Origin of the sequence: Streptomyces sp. NBC_00096 (assembly GCF_045041305.1) — a bacterium.
Taxonomy (GTDB): domain Bacteria; phylum Actinomycetota; class Actinomycetes; order Streptomycetales; family Streptomycetaceae; genus Streptomyces.
On record NZ_CP108221.1, the window covers coordinates 1647298 to 1670938 of the forward strand.

21 protein-coding genes are annotated in these 23641 nt (G+C 71.6%); 4 read left to right on the top strand and 17 right to left on the bottom strand.

Going from position 1 to position 23641, the window contains the following annotated elements; genetic code table 11:
- Positions 1-21 precede the first annotated feature (21 nt).
- The 10 genes from lepB (OG904_RS06770) to proS all read right to left on the bottom strand — a co-directional run bounded on the left by lepB (OG904_RS06770) (position 22) and on the right by proS (position 7841).
- The gene (gene lepB, locus OG904_RS06770; protein ID WP_405488372.1) at positions 22-936 is read right to left on the bottom strand and encodes a signal peptidase I; all 915 of its coding nucleotides are present in this window, start codon (positions 934-936) and stop codon (positions 22-24) included.
- A 111-nt stretch (positions 937-1047) separates the two neighbouring features.
- Complete coding sequence (gene lepB / locus OG904_RS06775) at positions 1048-1758, bottom strand: signal peptidase I (protein WP_405488374.1); 711 nt, start codon at positions 1756-1758, stop codon at positions 1048-1050.
- 187 nt (positions 1759-1945) lie between these two features.
- A complete protein-coding gene (gene lepB / locus OG904_RS06780) occupies positions 1946-2731 on the bottom strand; it encodes a signal peptidase I (protein WP_405488376.1) in 786 nt (261 codons plus the stop codon).
- Between the two features lie 44 nt (positions 2732-2775).
- On the bottom strand, positions 2776-3126 hold the full coding sequence (gene rplS, locus OG904_RS06785; protein ID WP_405488378.1) for a 50S ribosomal protein L19: 351 nt from the start codon (positions 3124-3126) through the stop codon (positions 2776-2778).
- A gap of 134 nt (positions 3127-3260) precedes the next feature.
- Complete coding sequence (gene trmD, locus OG904_RS06790) at positions 3261-4082, bottom strand: tRNA (guanosine(37)-N1)-methyltransferase TrmD (protein WP_405488380.1); 822 nt, start codon at positions 4080-4082, stop codon at positions 3261-3263.
- Positions 4082-4687 (bottom strand): ribosome maturation factor RimM, encoded by a 606-nt coding sequence (gene rimM, locus OG904_RS06795; RefSeq protein WP_405488382.1) that lies wholly within the window; start codon positions 4685-4687, stop codon positions 4082-4084. Before rimM ends, trmD begins: the two co-directional genes overlap by 1 nt.
- A gap of 83 nt (positions 4688-4770) precedes the next feature.
- Complete coding sequence (locus OG904_RS06800) at positions 4771-5010, bottom strand: RNA-binding protein (RefSeq protein ID WP_030011889.1); 240 nt, start codon at positions 5008-5010, stop codon at positions 4771-4773.
- Positions 5011-5012: 2 nt separating this feature from the next.
- A complete protein-coding gene (gene rpsP, locus OG904_RS06805; protein WP_243337676.1) occupies positions 5013-5456 on the bottom strand; it encodes a 30S ribosomal protein S16 in 444 nt (147 codons plus the stop codon).
- Positions 5457-5626: 170 nt separating this feature from the next.
- Positions 5627-6226: a hypothetical protein gene (locus OG904_RS06810; RefSeq protein WP_328301035.1), complete on the bottom strand. Its 600-nt coding sequence runs from the start codon at positions 6224-6226 to the stop codon at positions 5627-5629.
- Positions 6227-6428: 202 nt separating this feature from the next.
- The gene (proS, locus tag OG904_RS06815) at positions 6429-7841 is read right to left on the bottom strand and encodes a proline--tRNA ligase (protein ID WP_405488385.1); all 1413 of its coding nucleotides are present in this window, start codon (positions 7839-7841) and stop codon (positions 6429-6431) included.
- A gap of 131 nt (positions 7842-7972) precedes the next feature.
- Between proS and OG904_RS06820 the strand changes: the two genes are divergently transcribed.
- Positions 7973-8650, top strand: coding sequence for a methyltransferase type 11 (locus OG904_RS06820; RefSeq protein ID WP_405488387.1), 678 nt, complete (start codon positions 7973-7975; stop codon positions 8648-8650).
- A 43-nt stretch (positions 8651-8693) separates the two neighbouring features.
- Here the strand turns inward: OG904_RS06820 and ftsH are convergent, their stop codons facing one another.
- From ftsH to OG904_RS06850, 6 genes are all read right to left on the bottom strand, one after another.
- Complete coding sequence (gene ftsH, locus OG904_RS06825) at positions 8694-10523, bottom strand: ATP-dependent zinc metalloprotease FtsH (protein ID WP_405488389.1); 1830 nt, start codon at positions 10521-10523, stop codon at positions 8694-8696.
- Between the two features lie 220 nt (positions 10524-10743).
- On the bottom strand, positions 10744-12318 hold the full coding sequence (gene ffh / locus OG904_RS06830) for a signal recognition particle protein (protein ID WP_405488391.1): 1575 nt from the start codon (positions 12316-12318) through the stop codon (positions 10744-10746).
- 212 nt (positions 12319-12530) lie between these two features.
- On the bottom strand, positions 12531-14957 hold the full coding sequence (locus tag OG904_RS06835) for a [protein-PII] uridylyltransferase (protein WP_405488393.1): 2427 nt from the start codon (positions 14955-14957) through the stop codon (positions 12531-12533).
- Positions 14958-14987: 30 nt separating this feature from the next.
- The gene (locus OG904_RS06840) at positions 14988-15326 is read right to left on the bottom strand and encodes a P-II family nitrogen regulator (RefSeq protein WP_112451060.1); all 339 of its coding nucleotides are present in this window, start codon (positions 15324-15326) and stop codon (positions 14988-14990) included.
- Positions 15323-16669 (bottom strand): ammonium transporter, encoded by a 1347-nt coding sequence (locus OG904_RS06845; RefSeq protein ID WP_405488396.1) that lies wholly within the window; start codon positions 16667-16669, stop codon positions 15323-15325. Before OG904_RS06845 ends, OG904_RS06840 begins: the two co-directional genes overlap by 4 nt.
- 335 nt (positions 16670-17004) lie before the next feature.
- The gene (locus OG904_RS06850; RefSeq protein WP_405488398.1) at positions 17005-18546 is read right to left on the bottom strand and encodes a hypothetical protein; all 1542 of its coding nucleotides are present in this window, start codon (positions 18544-18546) and stop codon (positions 17005-17007) included.
- A 380-nt stretch (positions 18547-18926) separates the two neighbouring features.
- Between OG904_RS06850 and OG904_RS06855 the strand changes: the two genes are divergently transcribed.
- The gene (locus OG904_RS06855) at positions 18927-19598 is read left to right on the top strand and encodes a bifunctional DNA primase/polymerase (protein WP_405488400.1); all 672 of its coding nucleotides are present in this window, start codon (positions 18927-18929) and stop codon (positions 19596-19598) included.
- 174 nt (positions 19599-19772) lie between these two features.
- On the opposite strand, the gene ftsY is transcribed toward OG904_RS06855, so the two are convergent.
- Positions 19773-20990, bottom strand: a complete 1218-nt coding sequence (ftsY, locus tag OG904_RS06860) for a signal recognition particle-docking protein FtsY (protein WP_405488402.1) — start codon at positions 20988-20990, stop codon at positions 19773-19775.
- Between the two features lie 147 nt (positions 20991-21137).
- Between ftsY and OG904_RS06865 the strand changes: the two genes are divergently transcribed.
- Positions 21138-22580, top strand: a complete 1443-nt coding sequence (locus OG904_RS06865; protein WP_405488404.1) for a cytosine permease — start codon at positions 21138-21140, stop codon at positions 22578-22580.
- Between the two features lie 61 nt (positions 22581-22641).
- Positions 22642-23628: an LLM class flavin-dependent oxidoreductase gene (locus tag OG904_RS06870; RefSeq protein WP_405488406.1), complete on the top strand. Its 987-nt coding sequence runs from the start codon at positions 22642-22644 to the stop codon at positions 23626-23628.
- Positions 23629-23641: the final 13 nt, after the last annotated feature.

Consider the following 23641-nt stretch of genomic DNA (forward strand, 5'->3'; position numbering starts at 1 on the left):
ATCGTCGACCTGGGCGGCACCCTACCTGCCGGTACGCCCCTCGGTCAGCTTCCGCCTGCGCCACAGGACCACCGGGACCGCGCCGGCGAAGCCGAGGGCGGCCGGGCCGAGCCCGACCGGAGCCAGTCCGGCCGCGCCCAGACCGAGCGCGGTGGCCTTGGTCTGCGTGCCGATGCCGGGCTGGTCGAAGGTGTCCGGGATCGGCAGGGTGGACCAGCGGGTGATCGGCCACGCGACCACGACGGCCCGCCCGACGACCTCGTCCACGGGCACGAAGCCGTGGGTGGGGTCCTGCTGGTGGAACCGGGAGTCCAGGGAGTTCTGGCGGTGGTCGCCCATCACCCAGATCTTGCCCTTGGGCACGGTCAGCGGACCGAAGGGGAAGTCGTCGCACGGGGTGTTGCCCGGGAAGATGTACGGCTCGTCGAGCTCCTTGCCGTTGACGATGACCGGTCCCCCCTTCTTGCACTCGACCGTGTCACCGCCGATGGCGATCGTCCGCTTGATCAGGTCCTTCTCCTCCGCGGACGGCATGAGGCCGATGAAGCTGAGGACCTTCTGCGCGATGTTGGGATCCGGGGTGGGCTCCCCGCTCAGCCAGTTCGACGGGTCGTGGAAGACCACGACCTCACCGCGCTCGGGCTCGGATCCGAACCACGGCGTCAGCTTGTCCACGAGCACCCGGTCGCCGCGCTGCAGGGTGTTCTGCATCGAGTCGGAGGGGATCGAGAACGCCTGCACCAGGAAGGTCTTGATCAGCAGAGCCAGCAGCAGGGCGATGCCCACCAGCAGCGGCAGTTCCTTCCAGAAGGAACGGTGCGGTCGTGCCGCGGCCCCGTCCTTCGCGTCACTGTCGTTCTTGACGGCATCGTGCTCGACGGCGTCGTCCGGCTGCTCGCCACCCTCGTCCCGTCCGGACCGTGCACCAACCGCCACGTCCCCCACATCCACTCCTCGTTCGGAATCGCCGCCCGGCCGGATCAGGCGCGGGCCCTCCCCTCCCTTAACGAGCGGGAGTTCCCGAAGGCGCGGGAGACCAAGGACACACTATGCGAACGAGGCGCCCCGCCGGGGGCGACGGGGCGCACGGCGGCCGCGGCGCGCCTGGTCGGGCACCATCCGGAAGGTGGCGGGCTGTTCCAGCCGGCGCCAGTGCCCGAAGGGCCAGGCGATGACCACGGCCCGGCCGACCACGTTCCCCTCGGGAATCGTGCCCTGGAAGGCCTCGTCGAGGTGGTAGCGGGAATCGGCCGAATTGGCCCGGTGGTCGCCCATGACGAAGAGCCGCCCGGCGGGGACCTTCACCTCGAACCGGATCTCCGAGGGCGCGTTGCCCGGGTTGATGTACGGCTCGTCGAGCGGCGAGCCGTTGACGGTGACCCGGCCTTGGGCGTCGCAGCACTTGACGGTGTCCCCGCCGACGCCGATGACCCGTTTGATCAGGTCCTGTTCGTTGGCCGAGGGCAGCAGGCCGATGAAGGTGAGGGTCTGTTTGATCTGCTTGACCCCCACCGGGTCCTGGGCCGGGCGCGCGCTCTCACCGCTGAGCCAGCCGCCGGGGTCCTTGAAGACGACGACCTCGCCGCGCTCGACCTCGGCGCCGAACCACGGCGTCAGCTTGTCCACGAGCACCCGGTCGCCGATCCGGATCGTCTCCTCCATGGAGCCCGAGGGGATGAAGAAGGCCTGCACCAGGAAGGTCTTGAGGATCAGGGCGATGCACAGCGCCACCACCACCAGCAGGGGCAGCTCCCCCACCCGGCGGGTGCGCCTCCTGCGCCGGACCCGGCGGGCGGTCCGGCGCCGCTCGGCGCGGCCGCCCGGCTCCGGCGCGGCTCCGGCGCCCTGCCCCGGTCGGGGGTCCTGCCCCGGTCGGGGGTCCTCCCCCGGTCGGGGGTCCTGCCCCGATCCGGGGTTCCGCCCGGCTCCGGGGTCCTGCCCGCGGCTACCCACGGCCGCCGCCCACGGACCGTACGCCGCCCCAGCGCGACACCGGCCAGCCGATCCAGTCGGCCCGCCCGATCACCTTCTCCACAGGCACCATCCCCCCGCCAGGTTCCCCCAGGTGGTCCCGGGAGTCCCGGGACTGGGAACGATGGTCGCCCATGACCCACAGGGTCCCAAGCGGCACGACGATCCGGAAGGGCACTTTCGATCCCGAGTCGCCCGGGTAGAGGTACGGCTCGTCGAGCACCACCCCGTTGACCTTGATCCGGCCGTTCTCGTCGCAGACCACGTCGTCGCCGCCGACGCCGACGACCCGTTTCACGAAGTCGGTGTCCGAGGGCTCGGCGAGCCCGAGGGCAGAGGCCGCCCCGTGCACGGCGTCAGCGATCGGATTCCCGTCCGGGCCCTCCGGTACGAAGGAGCCCGTGCCGTCGAAGACCACGACGTCCCCGCGCTCGGGCTGGTTGCCGAAACGGTACGCCAGCTTGTTGACCAGTACCCGGTCCCCGACCGCCAGCGTGGGCTCCATCGAGCGGCTCGGGATCAGGAAGGGCTGGAGCACGAAATTGCTCAGGAGCAGCAGGAAGACGGTGCAGACCACGCCCAGCAGCCCGGCCCGCCGCCAGGTCAGCCACCCCGCCCGGCCGGAACCGGAACCGGAAGGGGGAGAGGAAGACCCGGAATCGGATCCGGATCCGGAGCCGGAAAACGCGAAACGCGACCGCCCCTCCCCCTCGTCGGGGGAAGAGTGGCCGCGCTGCGTGTGAGGTGCTTCGGTGTCCATCGGGGGCGAGCCTATCCGGCCGACCGCTGAACCCCGAGAGCAGATCAGCGGTCGCGCTTCTCCTTGATCTTCGCGGCCTTGCCGCGGAGCTCACGGAGGAAGTACAGCTTGGCGCGACGCACGTCACCGCGGGTGACGAGCTCGATCTTCTCGAAGATCGGGGAGTGGACCGGGAAGGTACGCTCCACGCCGACGCTGAAGGAGACCTTGCGGACCGTGAAGGTCTCGGAGACGCCCGAGCCCTGGCGGCGGATGACGACACCCTTGAACTGCTGGATGCGGGAGCGGCTGCCCTCGATCACGCGGACGTGAACGTTGACCGTGTCACCGGGGCGGAAGGCCGGCAGGTCCGAGCGCAGGGTGGCGGCGTTGACGCCATCGAGCAGGTGAGTCATGAAGTTCTTCTGCTTTCTTCGCATGACGCCACAGGCCGCCGATGCGGGGTTTCCGTAGAGAATTCGGGAGCTGCGGGACTCGGCGGACGACTGTCCCCCTGTGGCAGGGGCGCACGCGAGCACACAGCAGCCGCCTATTCTTCCACGCTCTGCGGCCTGCGCCAAAATCGGCCGTCGGAGGAGGGCTTCCAGCCGAGGATGCTCAGCAGCTCGCGGTCCTTCTTGTCGAAGGCGGAGGCCTCGCAGCGCTCGATCAGATCCGGGCGGTTGCTCGCCGTGCGGCGGAAGGCCTCGTCGCGGCGCCAGCGCGCGATCTTGCCGTGGTGGCCGCTGACCAGCACGTCCGGGATCCCGTGGCCGCGCCACTGGGGGGGCTTCGTGTAGACGGGCCCTTCCAGCAGGTTGGCCATGTCCCCGGGCGCGAAGGAATCGTCGCGGTGCGATTCGGCGTTGCCCAGCACCCCGGGCAGCAGCCGGGCCACGGCCTCGGTGACGACCAGGACGGCCGCCTCGCCGCCCGCCAGGACGTAGTCCCCGATGGAGACCTCGTAGACCGGGACGCGCGTGGCGTACTCGTCCATGACCCGGCGGTCGATGCCCTCGTACCGGGCCGGGGTGAAGATCAGCCACGGACGCTCGGAGAGCTCGACGGCGAGTTCCTGGGTGAAGGGCCGGCCGCTGGGGGTGGGGACGACGATGACGGGGCCGTGCGCGCCCGCCTCGTAGCCGTCGGCCAGCGCCGCGTCCAGGGCCTCGCCCCAGGGCTCGGTCTTCATGACCATGCCGGGACCGCCGCCGTACGGGGTGTCGTCCACCGTGTTGTGCCGGTCGTACGTCCACTCCCGCAGGTCGTGGACGTGTACGTCGAGCTGCCCGCGCGCCCGCGCCTTGCCGACCAGGGAGACGTTGAGCGGCTCCAGGTACTCGGGGAAGATCGTGACGACGTCGAGACGCATCAGGCGCCTTCCCCTTCCCCGTCCTCGTCCTCGTCCTCGTTCGCGTCCTCGTTCGCGTCCCCGTCCCCGTCGCGGGTCGAGACGACGATCGCCTCGCGCTCGTCGATCAGGCCGGGCGGCGGGGTGATGACGCAGCGCTGCTCGTCGAGGTCGATCCCGGCGACGATCTCCTCGACGAAGGGGATCATCACCTCGGTGCCGTCGGGCCGCTCGACGATGAACAGGTCCTGCGAGGGCAGGTGGGAGATCTCGGTGATCCGGCCGATCACCGTGCCGTCCTCGAGGACCACGTCGAGGTCCATCAGCTGGTGGTCGTAGTACTCGTCGTCCTCGGCCGGCAGCTCCGCCGGGTCCACGTCGGCGATGAGCAGGATGTTGCGCAACGCCTCGGCGCCGGTGCGGTCCTTGACCCCCGCGAAGCGCAGCATCAGCCTTCCGCTGTGCACCCGGCCCGTCTCGACCGTCAGCGGGCCCGCCGACGCCGGTTCGGTCCGGAGCACGGCGCCGGGACTCAGCCGCAGTTCCGGCTCGTCGGTGCGCACCTCGACGGTGACCTCACCCTTGATCCCGTGGGCGCGGCCGATCCGCGCGACTACCAGCTCCACTGTGTGTCTCTCCTGTTCAGACGACGACGGGCCGGGGCGGGCGCAATGCCCTCCCCGGCCCGTGCCGGTGACTCAACTACTTCTCAGCGGACCTGGTCCACGTCGACGAGGTCGACGCGGATCCCCCGGCCGCCGATGGCGCCCACGACGGTACGCAGGGCACGTGCGGTGCGGCCGTTGCGGCCGATCACCTTGCCGAGGTCGTCGGGGTGGACCCGGACCTCCAGCACCTGCCCGCGGCGCAGGTTGCGCGAGGCGACCTGCACTTCGTCGGGGTTGTCCACGATGCCCTTCACGAGGTGCTCAAGAGCCTCCTCGAGCATGCTCAGGCCTCGGTCGACTCGGCGGTCTCGGCCTCAGCCTCGTCCGCCTTCTTGTCGGCCTTCTTCGCCTTCTGCGTGATGGCTTCGCCCTTGCCCTCGCCGATGCCCTCGAGGGCCTTGGCGAACTCGTCGAAGGAGCGACGCTTGTTCTCCTTCGTCGCCGGCTGGAGCAGCGGCGCGGGGGCCGGGAGGCCCTTGTGCGCCTGCCAGTCACCGGTGAGCTTCAGGATGGCGAGCACAGCCTCGGTGGGCTGGGCGCCGACCGACAGCCAGTACTGCGCACGCTCGGCGTTGACCTCGATGCGCGACGGGTTGTACGTCGGGTGGTAGATACCGATCTCTTCGATCGCGCGACCGTCCCGACGGGTACGGGCGTCGGCGACGACGATGCGGTAGTGCGGCTGGCGAATCTTGCCGAGGCGCTTGAGCTTGATCTTGACTGCCACTGGAGTGGTGTCTCCTGAACTTGACGTGGTTGGGCACATGAGATGCCACGTGGGGTTGCGGTACTCGGGTGCCCGATGGACGCGTCAGCCGGAGGAGAGAGGGGTCCTATGCGACTGTCGAGTACAGCTGTCCATTGTGCCACACGCCCGGGGCACCCCGTCCGCCCCGGTCAGGAAGCAGCGGCCGACACCGCGACCTCGGGAATGCGGAACGGCTTCATGCAGCCTCCGCACACGATCGGGGCCTGGGCCAGCACGGAGGGGACGACCCGGACGTTGCGCCCGCAGTCGCAGACCGCCTTGACCCGGACACCTCCGCCGGAGGACCCGTGCCGGGCGGCCGGACCCCGGAAACTGCGCTTCGTGTCGGCCGCCGTGGCGACCGTGTGCGCCTTCAGCGCGCGCTGGAGGCGCTCCATGGTGGGCCGGTAGCGCTTCTTCGCCTCGGGATTGAGCGAGACCAGGGAGAAGCCGCTGCTCGCGTGCGGCTCGTCACTGTGGTCCAGCCCCATCTCCTCGGCGATCGCGAGGAACCTGCGGTTGTGGTAGCGGCCGGCACGCGAGGTGTCACGCACTCCGCGGGCTGCGGCGATGCCGTGGACTGCCTCGTGCAGCAGTCGCTCGAAGGAGAGCTCGGCGCCGCAGGCGGACGAGGACTCTCCGATCAGGGACTCGGGCGCGGCAAGGTCAGGCAGCTCGGGGTGGTACCGCTGAATATCGGCCCACGCCTGCGCCAGCTCTGCGGCGAGAACAGGGGGTGTCGTGCTCACGTCGTGACAACGAGCCGGGGTGCCCAGGTGTTCCGATTCCGGGCCATTCCAAATTTTTTGCACGTACCAGTCAGTTCAGTCTCATGCGTCCCGACGAGGACGGGTGCGCAGATCTCAGGAGGAGTCGGTACGTAACGACGACTACACCCCGGCGCGCGGCGCGAGCCGCACGCCGGGGCGTGAGAGCCGTCAGCCGGCCCCGCTAGTACGAGCGCGCGACGATCGCGAGGTTACCCGGGGCGTCGTCCGCCTGCGGAACCGACCCGTCCGCGGCGATCAGGCAGCGTACGGAGACGGCCTGCTCTGCGAGCTTCGCCTCGCCCTCGGGGCCCAGGTCGGCCCACGGGATCCGCGCCCAGCCACCGGCGATGGCGGCCTCGGCGGCCTCCTCGATGGTCGCGACGTCGGAGGTGCGGGCCAGCCGGCGCTCGCGGGACTCGCGCAGCAGCTGCTCCTGGTCCTCCTCGAGCACCTTGGGCAGCAGGGCGGCGAGGTCGGCGATCTGCACGGCCTCCTTGCCGCCCGGGATCCGGCGGGCCAGCATCGCGGTGCCGGCCTCCAGGTCGCGGGGACCGATCTCGACGCGGACCGGTACGCCCTTGAGCTCCCAGTCCACGGCGCGGCGGCCGAACGGGGTGTCGACGCGGTCGTCGACGAACACCCGCAGTCCCGCGGCCTTGAGCTGGGCGCCCAGCTCGCGGACCTTCGTCACGGCCTCGTCGCCCTTGATCGCCATGACGACGACCTGGACGTGCGCGAGGCGCGGCGGGACCCGCAGGCCGTTGTCGTCGCCGTGCGACATGATCAGGCCGCCGACCATGCGGGTCGAAACGCCCCACGAGGTCTGCCAGACGAGCTCCTGCTTGCCTTCCTTCGACAGGTACTGCGTGTTGAAGGCCTTGGCGAAGTTGGTGCCCAGCTCGTGGCTCGTGCCCAGCTGCAGGGCCTTGCCGTCGCCCATCATGCCCTCGAGGGTGAGGGTGTTGATGGCGCCGGCGAAGCGCTCCTTGGCGGTCTTGCGGCCGAGCACCACGTCGATGCCGAGCACGTTGGTCATGAAGTCGCCGTACACGTCCGTGTGGATGCGGGCGGCGTAGTCGCGGGCGTCCTCGTACGTGGCGTGGGCGGTGTGGCCCTCCTGCCAGAGGAACTCACTCGTACGGAGGAAGATGCGCGGGCGCATCTCCCAGCGGACCACGTTCGCCCACTGGTTGATCAGCAGGGGCAGGTCGCGGTAGCTCTGGACCCACTTGGAGAAGTAGTCGTTGATGATCGTCTCGGAGGTGGGCCGCACGACGATCGGCTCGTCGAGCTCCTTGCCGCCGCCGTGCGTGACGACCGCGAGCTCGGGGGCGAAGCCCTCGACGTGCTCGGCTTCCTTCGTCAGGTACGACTGCGGGATGAACAGCGGGAAGTACGCGTTCTGGGCGCCCGCGTCCTTGATGCGCGCGTCCATCTCCTGCTGCATCCGCTCCCACAGGCCGTAGCCGTACGGCCGGATGACCATCGTGCCGCGGACCGGACCGTTGTCGGCCAGCTCGGCCTTGTTGATCAGATCCTGGTACCAGCGGGGAAAATCCTCCGCCTGGGGGGTGAGAACGGGTGCCTTTGCCATGGCGCGAATGGTACGGCGCCCGGAGTGCCGAGTGTGAATCGGGTGGCGCGCTCCTCTGGACGCGGGGGCGAATCGGGAGTTCTCTGGCAACGGGGGCAAGGGGGCGACACGGAATCAGGAGCGCTCTTTCGATGACACCGACGCCGACGGCGACGCTTGTCGCCCGGGACTGGGCGGAGATCCAGGAACGGATGCTGGTACCGCTGTACGAGGCGGTCTACGACCGGCTGGAGGTCGGGCCGGGCGACCGGCTGCTGGGCCTCGACTGCGGGGCCGGACTGGCCCTGCTGCTGGCCTCGGGGCGGGGAGCCCTGGCCACGGGTGTGGAGGCGGATCCGGCGCGCCGGACGCTGGCCCGGGAGCGGCTCCTGGAGGTGCTGGCGGCCCCACCCGCGCCCGCGGTGCCCTACGACGTCCTGCTGGCCTTCTCGCCCACCCCTGGCGCCCTGGCCGCGGCCCTGCCTGCGCTGCGCCGGCACGGAGGCGCGGTGGTGCTGGCCGACTGGGGTCCGGCGGAACGGTGCACGGTGCCGTCGGTGCTGGGCGGCGGTCCGGTGGCGCGCGACCTGGACGCGCTCGTGGCCGCCGCCGGGCTGGTGCCGGACGGATCGGGGCGGGTGTTCTGCCCCTTCGGGTACGCCGACGTGGACAGCGCGGTGCGCGGGCTGCTGTCGACCGGGCTGTACGAATGCTCCGACCCGGTACAGGTGGAGAAGGAGCTGGCCGAGGCCCTTCACCCGTATGAACGAGCCGACGGGGCCGTCTGGCTGCCGAACATCTTCCGCTACGTCATCGCCCGTACGGCGTAACCGCCGCCGCGGCGCGGGGCCGGTGACCGGCCCCGCGCGGCCCTCACTTGTGGAGGCGGGGAATGCCGGCGGCGGCGTAGGCGGCGGGTTCGTCCAGGGTCTCGTTCGCCAACAGGGCCTCGGCGAGGGCGTCCAGCTTGTCGCGGTTGTCGCGCAGCAGGCGGCGGGCCTTCTCGTAGCACTCGTCGACGATCCGCCGCATCTCGTGGTCCACCGCGTCGAGGGTGGCCGGGGCCGCGAGGAGGCCGTAGGGGCTCTGTGCGTCCGAGGGGATCGCGGTGAGCGGGCCGATGCGTGCGCTCATTCCCCAGCGGCCGACCATGCCCCGGACGATGTTGGTGACCTGCTCGAGGTCGTTCTCCGCGCCCGTGGTGATGACGTCGTAGACGATCTGCTCGGCCGCCATGCCCCCGAGCGCCCCGATGATGCGGCCGCGCAGGTACTCCTCGGTGTACGCGTACCGGTCCGCCTCGGGGGTGGAGAGGGTGACGCCGAGCGCCCGTCCGCGCGGCACGATGGTGATCTTGCGGACCGGGTCGGCGCCGGGCTGGAGCATGCCCAGCAGGGCGTGCCCGCCCTCGTGGTACGCGGTGCGGCGGCGCTCCTCCTCCGGCATGACCAGCGGCCGTTCCGCGCCGAGCTGGACCTTCTCCAGCGCGTCGGAGAGGTCCGACTGGGTGACCTGCGTCTGCTGGCGCTTGACGGCGAGCAGGGCCGCTTCGTTGGCGAGGTTGGCCAGTTCGGCTCCGGTCATGCCCGGGGTCGTGCGGGCCACTTGCGCGAGGTCGACGCCCTGGGCGAGCGGGATGTCCCGGGTGTGGATGCGCAGGATGGCCTCCCGGCCGGCCTTGTCGGGCGGGGAGACGACGACGGTGCGGTCGAAGCGGCCCGGCCGGGTCAGCGCCGGGTCCAGCACGTCGGCCCGGTTGGTCGCGGCCAGGACGATCACGCCTTCGGAGCCGGAGAAGCCGTCCATCTCGGTGAGGATCTGGTTCAGGGTCTGCTCGCGCTCGTCGTGGCCGCCCATGCCCGCGCCGCCGCCGCGCGCCCGCCCGATGGTGTCGATCTCGTCGATGAAGACGATGGCGGGGGCCACCTTGCGGGCCTCGGAGAAGAGTTCGCGCACCCGGGAGGCGCCGACTCCGACGATCATCTCGATGAACTCGGAGGCGGAGGCGGAGAAGAAGGGCACCCCCGCCTCGCCCGCGACGGCGCGCGCGAGCAGGGTCTTGCCGGTGCCGGGCGGGCCGGCGAGCAGGACCCCGCCGGGCATGCGGGCGCCCATCTTGCGGTACTCGTCGGGGTTCTTGAGGAAGTCCACGACGTCGTTGAGTTCGCCCTCGACCTCGTCGATGCCGGCCACGTCCTCGAAGGTGGTGCGCTTGGCGCCCTCCAGCTCCACGGGTTTGGGCGGCGCCTTGCGGCCGAGTCCGCCCATGCCCCCGCCCATTCCGGCACTCATCCTGCGGGCGATGAACACCCACAGCAGGACCAGGAGCAGCATCGGGGCGAGGGAGAGCAGCAGGTTGGCGAGGAAGCTGCGCTGTTCGACGACCGGGGAGGCGGTGACGACGACGTTGTGCTTGGTGAGGTTGGCCCACAGGTCGTCGTCGGCGAAGGCGGGGCGCTGGGAGACGAATTTGGTGTAGTCGCCCTTGCCCCCGTCCGGCTTGGGCTGTTCGGCCTTCAGCTGACCCTGGATGGCGTCGCCCTTGGCGTAGATCTTCGAGACGTTGCCGTTGGCGACCTGCTTGCTGAACTCGGTGTACGAGATGGTCGGCTCGTCGCCCTCGTTGAAGAACGAGAGCACCAGGTTGGTGATCAGGTAGACGATCAGGGCGGTGAGGATCAGGCCCCGCCAGCCGCCGGGCATCTTCTTCTTGGGCGGCGGGGCGGGCGGTGCGCCCTCGGAGCGCCAGGGTGTATCGGCCCGGTCGCGGGGCGGTACGGGGGTGGGGCTGGGCACGTGGCCTCCTTCTGCCGTCCTCCCGGCCGACCATAAGCGACAAACCGGATCATCGCCCCTGGCGGGAGCCGACACGGCGAAGCCCCGGCCGGAGAGGTCCGGCCGGGGCTCCTGCGGCTCCGTACTGCTACTTCATGAACTTCTTGAACTCATCCGGGAGGTCGAAGTCCTGCCCGGGCTGCGCGCCTCCGGCAGGAAGCCCGAACGGGTTGCCGCCGGCGGCGGGCGGGGCGTCCTGCGGACCGGCCTCGCGGCGCGCGGCGGCCGCGGCCTCTTCTTCCCTGCGCTTCATCGGGTTGCCGCTCTTGCGCTTGCCCTTGGCCTGCTTGACCTGCTTCTTCTGCCGGCCGGGGCCGCCGCCCATCCCGGGGATGCCGGGCATCCCCGGCATGCCGCCGCCCTGGGCCATGCGGGACATCATCTTGCGGGCGTCGAAGAACCGCTCGACGAGCGACTTCACGGCGCTGACCTCGACACCGGAGCCCTTGGCGATGCGGGCGCGGCGCGAGCCGTTGATGATGTGCGGGTCCTGGCGCTCGGCCGGGGTCATCGACTTGATGATCGCGGCGGTGCGGTCGACGTCGCGCTCGTCGATGTTGTTGATCTGGTCCTTGATCTGCCCCATGCCGGGGAGCATGCCGAGCAGCTTGGAGATGGAGCCCATCTTGCGGACCTGCTCCATCTGGGCCAGGAAGTCGTCGAGCGTGAACTCCTTGGGGCCCTTGGCGAGCTTGGCCGCCATCTTCTCGGCCTCGGCCTGCGAGAAGGTCTTCTCGGCCTGCTCGATGAGGGTGAGCATGTCACCCATGTCGAGGATCCGGCCCGCCATGCGGTCCGGGTGGAAGGCGTCGAACTCGTCGAGCTTCTCGCCGTTCGAGGCGAAGATGATCTGCTTGCCGGTGACGTGCGCGATGGAGAGCGCGGCACCACCGCGGGCGTCGCCGTCGAGCTTGGAGAGCACGACGCCGTCGAAGCCCACGCCGTCGCGGAAGGCCTCGGCGGTGTTGACCGCGTCCTGGCCGATCATGGCGTCGACGACGAAGAGGATCTCGTCCGGGCTGACGGCGTCGCGGATGTCCGCGGCCTGCTGCATCAGCTCCTGGTCGATGCCGAGGCGGCCGGCGGTGTCGACGATCACCACGTCGTACTGCTTGGTGCGCGCGTACTCGATGGAGTCCTTGGCGACCTGGACCGGGTCACCGACGCCGTTGCCGGGCGCCGGGGCGTAGACGGCGACGCCGGCGCGGTCGGCGACGACCGAGAGCTGGTTGACGGCGTTGGGGCGCTGGAGGTCGCAGGCGACGAGGAGCGGGGTGTGGCCCTGCCCCTTCAGCCACAGGCCGAGCTTTCCGGCGAGGGTGGTCTTACCGGCGCCCTGGAGGCCGGCGAGCATGATCACGGTGGGCGCGGTCTTGGCGAAGCGCAGCCGCCGGGTCTCGCCGCCGAGGATGGAGACCAGCTCGTCGTTGACGATCTTGAGGACCTGCTGGCCCGGGTTCAGGGCCTTGGAGACCTCTTCGCCGCGGGCGCGCTCCTTGACGTTCGCGATGAAGGAGCGGACGACCGGGAGGGCGACGTCGGCCTCGAGGAGGGCGATACGGATTTCCCGCGCCGCAGCGTCGATGTCCTGCTCGGAGAGGCGGCCTTTGCCCCGGAGGGACTTGAAGGTCGCGCTGAGGCGGTCGGAAAGCGTATCGAACACGGTGGTCGCGATTCCTCGGGTCGGGGGCGTGTGGTCGTCCCCCAGGGTATCGGTCCCCGCCACCGGCCCGGCCCTGCGGGCGACTTTCCCCCGCACCGCCCCTTCACCGTTTCCCGGGGCGGAGCCCCGGAGCGCACGTCCGGGGTCCGGGGCGGCGCTCCGGTTTCGGGAAGGGGCGGGGTGGGGTGAGTCTCCGCGCAGCGGCCGCCCGGCTACGCCAGGGCCGCCTGGACGGCCCCCGCCAGGGCTGCCGCCGCCGGGCCGGCGAGGGGTTTGCCGTCTCCGTCGACCACGTACACCGTGTCCACCGCGTTCGCGCCGAGCGTCGAGACGTGCGCGCTGCGGACCCGGACGCCGGCGGTTTCCAGCGCCCGCCCGATCCGGTGCAGCAGCCCCACCGCGTCGGGCGCGCGCACCTCCAGCACGGTGGCCAGGGAGGAGACCTCCGGGACCACCGCGACCCGGGGCGGCGGCGGGATCACCCCGCGGCGGCGCGGGTACGCCGCCTCGCGGTCCGCCAGCTTCGCCGGGACGTCCAGCGAACCGTCCAGGGCCCGCACCAGGTCGGTGCGCAGCCGCGCGGCCTGCGGCAGGGCCCCGTACTCCGCGGCCACCCGCCACCGCAGCACCAGTACCTCGCCCAGCTGGTCCGGGAGCTCCAGCGAGCGCAGGTCGGCCGCCCGCACCGTGAGCCGGTGCAGCGCCAGTACGCCGGCCACCGCCGGCAGCACCCCCGGCTGGTCGGGCACGGCCACCACCAGCTCCACTCCGACCGCGTCCTCCTCCTGGCGGGCGTGCAGGGCCAGCACCGGCTCCCGGGTGCGCAGCGCCTCCACCGCCAGCCGTTCCTGCTCGGTGGTGGGGATCTCCAGTTCCGTCGGCTGCGGCGCCGCCCCGCGCAGCAGGGCGGCGACCCGCGCCACCAGGTCCGCCACGAGCGAGCCGCGCCACGCGCTCCACGCCGCCGGGCCGGTGGCCAGCGCGTCGGCCTCCGTCAGCGCGTGCAGGATCTCCAGCGTGCCGGGCGACCCGACCGCGTCCGCGACCGCCTTCACCGTCGCCGGATCGTCCAGGTCCCGGCGCGTGGCGGTGTCGATCAGCAGCAGGTGGTGGCGTACCAGGGTGCCCAGCACGGCGATGTCCTCCGCGTCGAAGCCCACCCGCAGCGCCATGTCGCGCGCGATCGTCTCCCCCGCCACCGAGTGGTCCCCGGGCCAGCCCTTGCCGATGTCGTGCAGCAGAGCGGCCATGAGGAGGAGGTCGGGGCGGCCGACCCGGCGGGTGAGCGCCGAGGCCCGGACCGCCGTCTCGACGAGGTGCCGGTCCACGGTCCAGGTGTGCACCGGGTTGCGCTGCGGCCGGCACCGCACCCGCTCCCAGTCGGGCAGCAGTCTGGTGATGATCCCCTCGGCCTCCAGCGCCTCCCACACGGCCACCGTGGGCTCCCCCGCTCCCAGCAGGGTCAGCAGCTGCTCCCGGGCCTCCGCGGGCCACGGCACCGGCAGCGGCTTGGCCTGCGCCGCGAGCCTGCGTACGGCGTGCAGCGAGACGGGCAGTCCCGCCTGGGCGGCGGCCGCGCCGAACCTCAGGGGCAGCACCGGGTCCCGGTCCGGGCGCGCGGCCAGGGCCAGTACGGCCTCGCCGTCGGACTCCACGACGCCCTCGGCGAGCGGCGCCCGCTCGGGCACGGCGCCCCGGGTGCCGAGCAGTCCGCGCAGCCTGGGCCGGGCGGCCCGCGCCCGGAGCACGCGGCCGACCTCGCGCCAGGTCACGTCACCGGCGTACGAGACCACGCGCGCGGCCTCGTACACCTCCCTCAGCAGGGCGTCGGCGTCGAGCAGACCGAGCTGCGCGGCGACCGGGGTCTGTTCCTGGAGGGAGAGCCGGTCGGTGGCGCGGCCGGTCACCAGGTGCAGCGCGTCGCGTGCGTCGAGGAGCCGGCGCCGGGCTTCGGCCAGGCCCTCGCGCGGGGCGTCGGCGAGCCAGGACGCGGCGACGGCCCGCAGCGCGGTGACGTCGCGCAGCCCCCCGCGGGCCTCCTTGAGGTCGGGCTCGAGCAGGAACCGGAGCTCCCCGGCGCGCTCGGCCCGTTCGCGGCACAGGGAGTGCAGCTGCGGCAGCCGCTTGGCGGCCTGGTTGCGCCAGTCCGCGAGGACGGAGGTGCGCAGCCCAGTGAGCAGCCCGACGTCGCCGGCGACGGGCCGGGCGTCGAGCAGTCCGAGGTGCACCTTGAGGTCTTCGGCGGCGGTCTTGCGGGCTTCGCCGGGGGTGCGGACCGAGTGGTCGAGGGCGAGGCCCAGGTCCCAGACGGGGTACCAGAGGCGGTCGGCCAGTGCGCTGAGCGCGCGCGGCTCGGCCTTGCCGTCGTGCAGCAGGACCAGGTCGAGGTCGCTGCGGGGGGAGAGTTCGGCGCGTCCGTAGCCGCCGACGGCGACGAGGGCGGCGCCGCGCACGCCCGTCTCCCGTACGGCCGTGGCGAACAGCGCCTTCAGCCAGTCGTCGGTCAGGGCGGCCAGGGCGGAACGCCGGGAGGGCCCGGACCGCGACTCCTCCTGGAGGAGTCGCAGCCGGGCCGCGGCGTAGCCGCTGGGTCCCGAGTCGGCCGTGTTGTCGTCCGTGGTCTCTTCGACGCTCGTCAACCCGGGAGCTCCCGTCGGTCAGGGCCAGTCCTACAGGGCGTCGGCGCCGCGTTCGCCGGTCCGGACGCGGATGACCGAGTCCACGGGGATGCTCCACACCTTGCCGTCGCCGATCTTGCCGGTCTGGGCGGCGTCGACGACGATCCGCATCACGTCCTCGGCGTCGCCGTCCTCGACGAGTACCTCTATGCGGATCTTCGGGACGAGGTCCACGGTGTACTCGGCGCCCCGGTAGACCTCGGTGTGGCCGCGCTGGCGGCCGTATCCGCTGGCCTCGGAGACGGTCAGGCCCTGGACTCCGAAGCGGTGCAGGGCTTCCTTGATCTCGTCGAGCCGGTGCGGCTTCACGATCGCGGTGATGAGCTTCATGCGTCAACCTTCTTGCTCGCGGCGGCAACGGGGGCGGTCACGGCGGTGCTCCGGGAGGAGGAGCCGCCGCCCGCTCCGCTGAAGTCGTAGGCGGTCTCGGCGTGTTCGACCTGGTCGATGCCGGAGACCTCGTCGTCCTCGGTGACGCGCATTCCGATCGTCTTGTCGAGGAGGAAGGCGAGTACCGCGGATGCCACGAGAGAGTAGAGGAGGACGGAGAAGACTCCCACTGCCTGCTTGCCGAGCTGCTCCAGGCCGCCGCCGTAGAAGAGGCCGGCCGCGTCGGACTGGACCCCTCCGGTGGCGAAGAAGCCGATGAGCAGGGAGCCGATGACACCGCCGACGAGGTGGACGCCGACGACGTCGAGGGAGTCGTCGTAGCCGAACTTGTACTTCAGGCCGACGGCCATGGCGCACACCACACCGGCGATGGCGCCGATGGCGATCGCGCCGAGCGGGGAGCAGGATCCGCCGGAGGGGGTGATGGCGACGAGGCCCGCGACGGCGCCGGAGGCGGCGCCCAGGGTGGTGAAGGAGCCGTGGCGCAGCTTCTCGTAGCCGAGCCAGGCGAGCATGGCGGCGGCGGTGGCGACCTGGGTGTTGACGAACATGACCGCGCCGACGCCGTCGTCGTTGCCGAGCCAGGATCCGGCGTTGAAGCCGAACCAGCCGAACCACAGGAGGCCGGCGCCGAGCATCACGAGCGGGAGGCTGTGGGGGCGCATCGGGTCCTTCTTGAAGCCGACGCGCTTGCCGATCACCAGGATCACGCCGAGGGCCGCGGCGCCGGCGTTGATGTGGACGGCGGTGCCGCCGGCGAAGTCGATGACGCCGAGTTCGAAGAGCCAGCCGCCGGCGCCCCACACCCAGTGGGCGACGGGGAAGTAGACGACGGTGACCCAGAGGGTGATGAACAGGGCCCACGCGCTGAACTTCACCCGGTCGGCCAGCGCACCGCTTATCAGCGCCGGGGTGATGATCGCGAACATCAGCTGGAAGACGGCGAAGACGTAGACGGGGATGGTGTAGCCGTCCCACAGCTCGGTGATGCCGATGCCGCTGAGTCCCACGTAGTCGGAGGTCCAGCCGATGACCGAGCCGGCGTCCGCGCCGAAAGCGAGGCTGAATCCGTAGAGGACCCAGAGGATCGTGACGATCCCGAGGCTGATGAAGCTCATCATCAGCATGTTGAGGCTGCTCTTGACGCGGACCATGCCTCCGTAGAAGAAGGCGAGTCCCGGGGTCATCAGCATGACCAGGGCGGAGCAGATGAGCATGAACCCGGTGTTCGCGGAAGACAGCGTGGGGGCGTCTGCCGCGAGGGTCGTGATGGCGGATGCCATCGGCGTCTCCTCGTCGTCGGTACGTTCGCGTGCGGGCGACCGTGAAAACCTGAGCGGCACTGGTTTTTGAATCAGGCCTGAGGGGCCCGGCCTGGGAGCTGGCCGGTTAATGGCCCTGAGATTCGCGCAGGCCGGTTTCCGGCGGCGCCGCTGGGTGTTTCGCGTCGATGACGAAGAGGTCCGGCGTGTTACGCGTCCATGAACGAGTGGTTCATGGACGGGCCGGTTCTGGGCCCGGCCGCGGCGATGACCCGGGGAACCTGGCTGGGGGAGCCTGATCGGGTTTCACGGGGTGACTGCCGCGGCCGGGAGCCTTGGGGCGGCCGGGAGGGCCGTCAGACGGCCTCCGCCGCTTCGGGGAGCCGGGAGGCGAGGTGGTCGGTCAGGCGCACCACGTCGGCGACGTCGCCGTACTCACGGGCGGCGCTGTCGACGGTCTTGCGCAGCCGGGTGTTGACCCTTTCCGACCGCACCTTTCCCGCCACGTCGAGGGCCCGTCCGACGAGGACGGTGGCCTGCTCTGGCTCGCGCTGGAGCAGGTGCACGGTGGCCATGCCGATGAGGTTGAGGGCGTACGAGCGCTGGTGCTCCTCGTCCTTCTCGAACAGCTCGACGGCCCGTTCCATGACCGGTTCGGCGAGGGAGGCGTACATGGGGCTGCGGCCCGCGACGTAGGCCAGGTCGCGGTACGAGTGGGAGTTCTCGCCGTTGAGCTCGGCCTCGGAGAAGAAGCGGATCCAGTCGGGTTCGGGCTCGCCACCGAAGCCGACGTCGGAGAAGGTGTCCTCGGCCATCCGCACGGCCCGCTTGCAGCGGCTGGGCTGGCCCATGTTGGCGTAGGCGCGGGCCTCCATCGCATACAGCATGGCCTGGGTACGGGGCCCCGCGCAGTCGCGGCTGCCGTACTGGGCCAGGTGGATGAGCTCCAGGGCGTCCTCGGGGCGGCCCAGGTGGATCATCTGGCGGCTCATGCTGGAGAGGATGTACGAGCCCAGCGGCTTGTCCCCGCCCTCCTTGGCGGCGTGCAGCGCGAGGACGAAGTACTTCTGCGCGGTGGGGTGCAGGCCTATGTCGTAGCTCATCCAGCCGGCGAGTTCGGCGAGCTCGGCGGCGACCTTGAAGAGCCGCTTCATGACCGGGGCCGGGTGGTTCTCCTGGAGCAGGTCCGTCACCTCGTGGAGCTGGCCCACGACGGCCTTGCGGCGCAGTCCCCCGCCGCACTGGGCGTCCCACTGGCGGAACATCACGGTGGTGGCTTCGAGGAGGTCCACCTCGGGCCCGGAGAGCCGGGGCGGCCGGTGGCCGCCGAGTGCGCCCGCCGGCCCCGCCTCCCGGGGTCCCGGGTCGGCGGCCGGGACCGGTACGAGCCAGCGCTGCATGGGCTCGATGAGGGCGGGGCCGGCGGACAGGGCGAGCGAGGTCCCGAGGAAGCCGCGGCGGGCCAGCATCAGGTCGCTGCGGGAGAACTCGCCTAGCAGCTCGATGGTCTGCGGTCCGGCCCAGGGCAGGTCGACGCCGGAGACGGAGGGGGTCTGGTGGGCGGTGCGCAGGCCGAGGTGCTCGATGGCGACCACGGAGCCGAAGCGTTCGGAGAAGAGCTCGGAGAGGATCCGCGGGACGGGTTCGCGGGGCTGTTCGCCGTCGAGCCAGCGGCGGACCCGGGAGGTGTCCGTGCTGATGTGGTGGGCGCCCATCTGCCGGGCGCGGCGGTTGACCTGGCGGGCGAGCTCGCCCTTGGACCAGCCGCTGCGGACGAACCACGACGTCAGCTGCTCGTTGCGGGCGGCCGGATCCCGCTCGGACTCCTCCGCGGACGACACGTCGGACTCCGCACCCGTCGGCTCCGCACCCGTTCCGCTTGCGCCGTTGCCGCTCACTGGAACGCCCCCATCCGTCAGCTCTCTTCTCCACGAAACCCTGCCACCGGTTCGCGGTCCCGCGCTCGGGAACCGGTCTTCACAGGTCCTTCACGCCATGCCTCCGGCATACCCGCGAACGCGTCCGGCTTCGCGCTTCGTGCACCGAAAGTAATCCTACGATCACCCCTTCGGCGAGGTCGATCCCGGAAACGCCACCATTCGCCACCCCTTCGAATGAACTCGCCACCCGCCAGGCGCGATTCACTTGACACGAAGGCAGAACCGATCGGTTGGACGGAAGTGCGCTCGGGGCGTGCGCGGCGAGGAGTGCGCCGGGCATCCCGTTGCGCCGACGTCGTAACCACCGGCACGTCCGACCCGTTGGAGGGGGCATGGGCATGGGCTTCACGATCGGCGGCAGCCGCGGCACCAAGGAGTTCCGCTCCGGCGTCCGGCGCCGCGGCAGGACGTCGGAGTGTACGGCGGTGGCGGAGTACACCGGACTGTGGGGCTGGGACGTGGTTCCCGGCGCCCGGGCCGCGGCACCCGGCCGCGATTGCTCCTGCGGTCATACGAATTGCGGTGCGCCGGGGGCGCATCCGCTGGCCCTCGCGCCGACGGTCCCGGCCGGCGCCACCCTCGACGAGGTCACCGCGAGCTGGACCGGCTACCCGGGCGCCGCGGTGCTGCTCCCCGTCGGCCGCTCCTTCGACGTCATCGAGGTGGCCGAGGAGGCCGGGCGGCGGGCGCTGGTCCGCCTGGAGCGGATGGGCCTGCCGCTCGGCCCGGTCACCGCGACCCCGGACGGCCGGGCCCAGTTCTTCGTCGCCCCGGGGGCCGCGGCCGGGCTGCCGCAGCTGCTGTACCGGATGGGCTGGGACGACGCCGGACTCGATCTGCGCGCGCTGGGCCAGGGTGCCTACGTCACGGCTCCCCCCTCCGACTTCGCGGGGCGCGGACCGATGAGCTGGCTGCGCCCGCCGGCGCTGGACTCGGCCGGGGACCCGCCCCAGGCCCGCCTGCTGCTCGGCACCCTGGCCTACCTGTGCCACCGGCTGCGCCGGGGCTAGGCCGGCCGCGCCGGAGGCGGGGCCGCGCTGCGCGGCCGGCCCGGATCGGCCCCCGGCCCCGCCGCGCTCCGCGCCACCGGCCGGGCCCGGCCGGGCTCCGCACGCGGCAGTGCCCCCGGGTCCGTGGGACCGCGGGGGCACTGGCCGGCGTAGGAACGTCTCCCGGGGCTTCGCTCAGTCGCCGATCAGGGCGTCGACGAAGGCCTCCGGCTCGAAGGGCGCCAGGTCGTCCGCGCCCTCACCGAGGCCGATGAGCTTGACCGGGACGCCCAGCTCGCGCTGGACGGCGATGACGATCCCGCCCTTGGCGGTGCCGTCGAGCTTGGTCAGCACGATGCCTGTGATGTCCACGACCTCCGCGAAGACCCGGGCCTGGGTCAGGCCGTTCTGGCCGGTGGTGGCGTCCAGGACCAGCAGGATCTCGTCGAGCGGCCCGTGCTTCTCCACGACGCGCTTGACCTTGCCGAGCTCGTCCATCAGGCCGGTCTTGGTGTGCAGCCGGCCGGCGGTGTCGATGAGCACCACGTCGGCGCCCTCGGCGATGCCCTCCTTGACCGCGTCGTAGGCGATCGAGGCCGGGTCCCCGCCCTCGGGTCCGCGCACCGTGCGCGCGCCGACCCGGTCGCCCCAGGTCTGGAGCTGGTCGGCGGCGGCGGCGCGGAAGGTGTCGGCCGCGCCGAGCACGACGCTGCGCCCGTCGGCGACGAGCACGCGGGCGAGCTTGCCGGTGGTGGTGGTCTTGCCGGTGCCGTTCACGCCGACGACCATGATGACGGCGGGGGTGTCCACGCCGCTCTCGGTCTTCACGGCGCGGTCGAAGTCGGTGCCCAGGAGCGCGACCAGCTCCTCCTTCAGCAGTGCGCGCAGGTCGGCGGGGGTGCGGGTGCCGAGCACCCGGACCCGCTCGCGCAGGCGGTCCACCAGTTCCTGGGTCGGCGCGACGCCGACGTCGGCGATGAGGAGGGTCTCCTCGATCTCCTCCCAGGTGTCCTCGTCGAGGTGCTCGCGGGAGAGCAGCGTGAGCAGCCCCTTGCCGAGCGTGTTCTGCGAGCGCGCGAGGCGGGCGCGGAGCCGGACCAGGCGGCCGGCGGTGGGCTCGGGCACCTCGATCCGGGGCGTGGCGGGAGCCTCGGGCTCGGGCGCGACCTCGGGCTCCGCGACGGGGGCCTGCGCGTCGGGAAGGGCGACCTCCTCGATCGTGCGGCGCGGCTCTTCCGCCGTCGGTGCGGCGTCCTCCCCCACCTGCGGCTCGGCGGGCGGGGCAGTGATGGTCGGCGTGCTCGACGGCGCCGTGGGCGGCAGCTGCTTCTTCTTGCGGCTGCTGACCACGAGCCCGCTGATCGCACCGACCGCGACCAGGGCGATGACTACGGCAAGGATGAGGATTTCCATAACGCTCCCCAGTATCGGCCACGCGCACGCCGGGGCGGGGACCTTGGAGCTTCGCACTAGGACGTAAGCCTCTGTTTGTGCTTTTTGCGGCGAATCTACGATGATGAGGAGTCCCCCCACGCCCCACCTCCCCCACGGAGTACACCTATGTCTGCCGAGACCGCCGTCGAGTCACGCGGCCTGGAGCCGGTCCCGGACTCCGAGCGCCGCGGCCGGGTCCGCGAGCTCGTTCCGACCTGGGTCGCCGCCAACATCAGCGTGCTGCTCCTGACCATGGGCGCCGGCCTGGTCATCCTCAACAAGCTGAACATCTGGCAGGTGCTCGTCGTCGCGATCGCGGCGCCCGTGGTCTCCTACGGGATCGTGGGGCTCATATCCATCGCGGGCAAGCGCGGCGGCGCCCCCGGCATGGCGCTCTCCCGCGCCGTCTTCGGCCAGCGCGGCAACCTCTTCCCCGGCGCCCTGATCTGGGTCGCCCGCTGGGGCTGGGAGACCATCAACGCGGTCAGCGGCGCCTACGCCGTCCTGACCGTCCTCGACCTGGTCTTCGGCGTGAAGAAGAACACCGCCCTGATCGTGGTCACCCTCCTCTTCTTCGTCGGCTGCACCTTCCTGGTCTCCGGCCTCGGCATCAACGCGCTGCGCGTCTGCTCCAAGTGGTCCACGTACCTCTTCGGCGCCTTCAGCGTGCTGGTGCTCGGCTACCTGATCGCCGAGACCGACTGGTCGGCCGTCTTCGGCAAGCCCGCCGGTTCCACCGCGATGATGGTCGCGGGCATCGGCACCATCGCGGCCGGCGGCATCAGCTGGGTCCCCTCCGGCCCCGACTTCACCCGCTACCTGCCCCGTACCGCATCCGCCAGGGGCATGGTCGGCGCGACCATCGGCGGCGCGGCCGTCGTCGTGATCCCGATGGTGCTCATGGGCGCGGTGATGGCGGTCGGCACACCCGACCTGGCCACCGCCCAGGACCCGGTCTCCTTCATCGGGGAGCTGCTGCCGATCTGGATCGCGGTCCCGTACCTGCTGATCGCGCTCGTCGGCATGCTGCTCATCAACTCGATGTCCATGTACTCGGCCGGCTTCACCGCGCAGACCCTCGGCATCAAGGTCCCGCGCGCGGCGGCGGTCAGCGTCAACGCCGTCATCAGCCTGGTCTTCGGCTTCCTGCTGATGGTGGTCGCGACCAGCTTCTTCGGCTCGTTCATCTCGTTCCTGACCCTGCTGGCCGTGGCCTTCTCCGCGTGGATCGGCGTCTTCGGCGTGGACATGCTGCGCCGCACCTCCTACGACGGCGCAGCGCTGCTGGACACCACGCGGACCAGCGCCTACTGGTACAAGGGCGGATTCGCCTGGCAGGCCATGACCGCCTGGGGGCTGGCCCTGGTGGTGGGCCTGCTGTTCACGAAGGTCGAGTGGTTCAGCGGCCCGCTGGCCACCACCTGGATCGGGCAGAACGGCCTGGGCTGGGCGGCGGGCATCGTCACCTCGGCGGCCTTGTACGGGGCCCTGCCGCGCACGGCCCCGCCCGCGCGGGCACCGGAGCCGGCGGCGGACGAGCCGGTCCGCGCCGGATCCCTGTCTAACTGACGCCACGTCAGCTAACGTCCCCCTTCGCCCGCCCACCCATCCGGCGAAGGGGGACTTCTCCATGCCCATCACCGTGGCCCGGTTCAATCTCATCGACCCGAACGGCACCCCGGAAACCCTCTCCGCCCGGTACAAGGCCGCGCTGGAGATGGCCAAGTACGCGGACGACCTCGGGATCGACACCATCCAGACCGAGGAGCACCACGGCACCGACAACAACTGGCTGCCCTCCCCCTTCGCCTTCGCGGGCGCGGTCTTCGGCGCCACCCGCCGGATCGCGGTCACCGTCTCGGCGATCATCGGCCCGCTGTACGACCCGCTGAAGGTCGCCGAGGACATCGCGGTCCTGGACTTGCTCAGCGGCGGCCGCCTCGTCACGGTGGCCGGCATCGGCTACCGGCCCGAGGAGTACGAGCAGCACGGCGTGGAGTGGGGCCGGCGCGGCAGGCTCCAGGACGAGTTGCTGGAGACCCTGCTGAAGGCGTGGACCGGCGAACCGTTCGAGTTCCGGGGCCGTACCGTACGGGTCACCCCGCGGCCGTTCACCCAGCCGCACCCGCTCCTCCTGGTCGGCGGCAGCTCCGAGGCGGCGGCCCGCCGCGCGGCGCGCCTGGGGCTGCCGTTCTTCCCGAGCGCGCACCTGCCCGAGCTGGAGGCGTACTACAACGCGAAGCTCGCGGAGTACGGCACGGAGGGCTTCTGCATGATGCCGGCCGCCGAGACCCCGCTGCTGCACATCTCCGAGGACCCGGACCGGACGTGGGCCGAGCACGGCGAGCGCTTCCTGCACGAGGCCGGGATGTACGCGTCCTGGCAGTCCAAGGACATCCGCAGCGCCGTACGGTCGGGCGCGCACACGGTCGCGGAGCTGCGCGCGGAGGGCGTGTACCGCATCCTCACCCCGGACGAGGCGGTCGCGTACGCCCGGGGCGCCGGTGAGGCGGGGAACCTGGTGCTGCACCCGCTGTGCGGCGGGATGCCCCTGGACGAGGGCTGGCGGAGCCTGCAGCTGCTGTGCGAACGGGTACTGCCCCGGCTCAAGGAGTGAGGCGCCCGGGGCA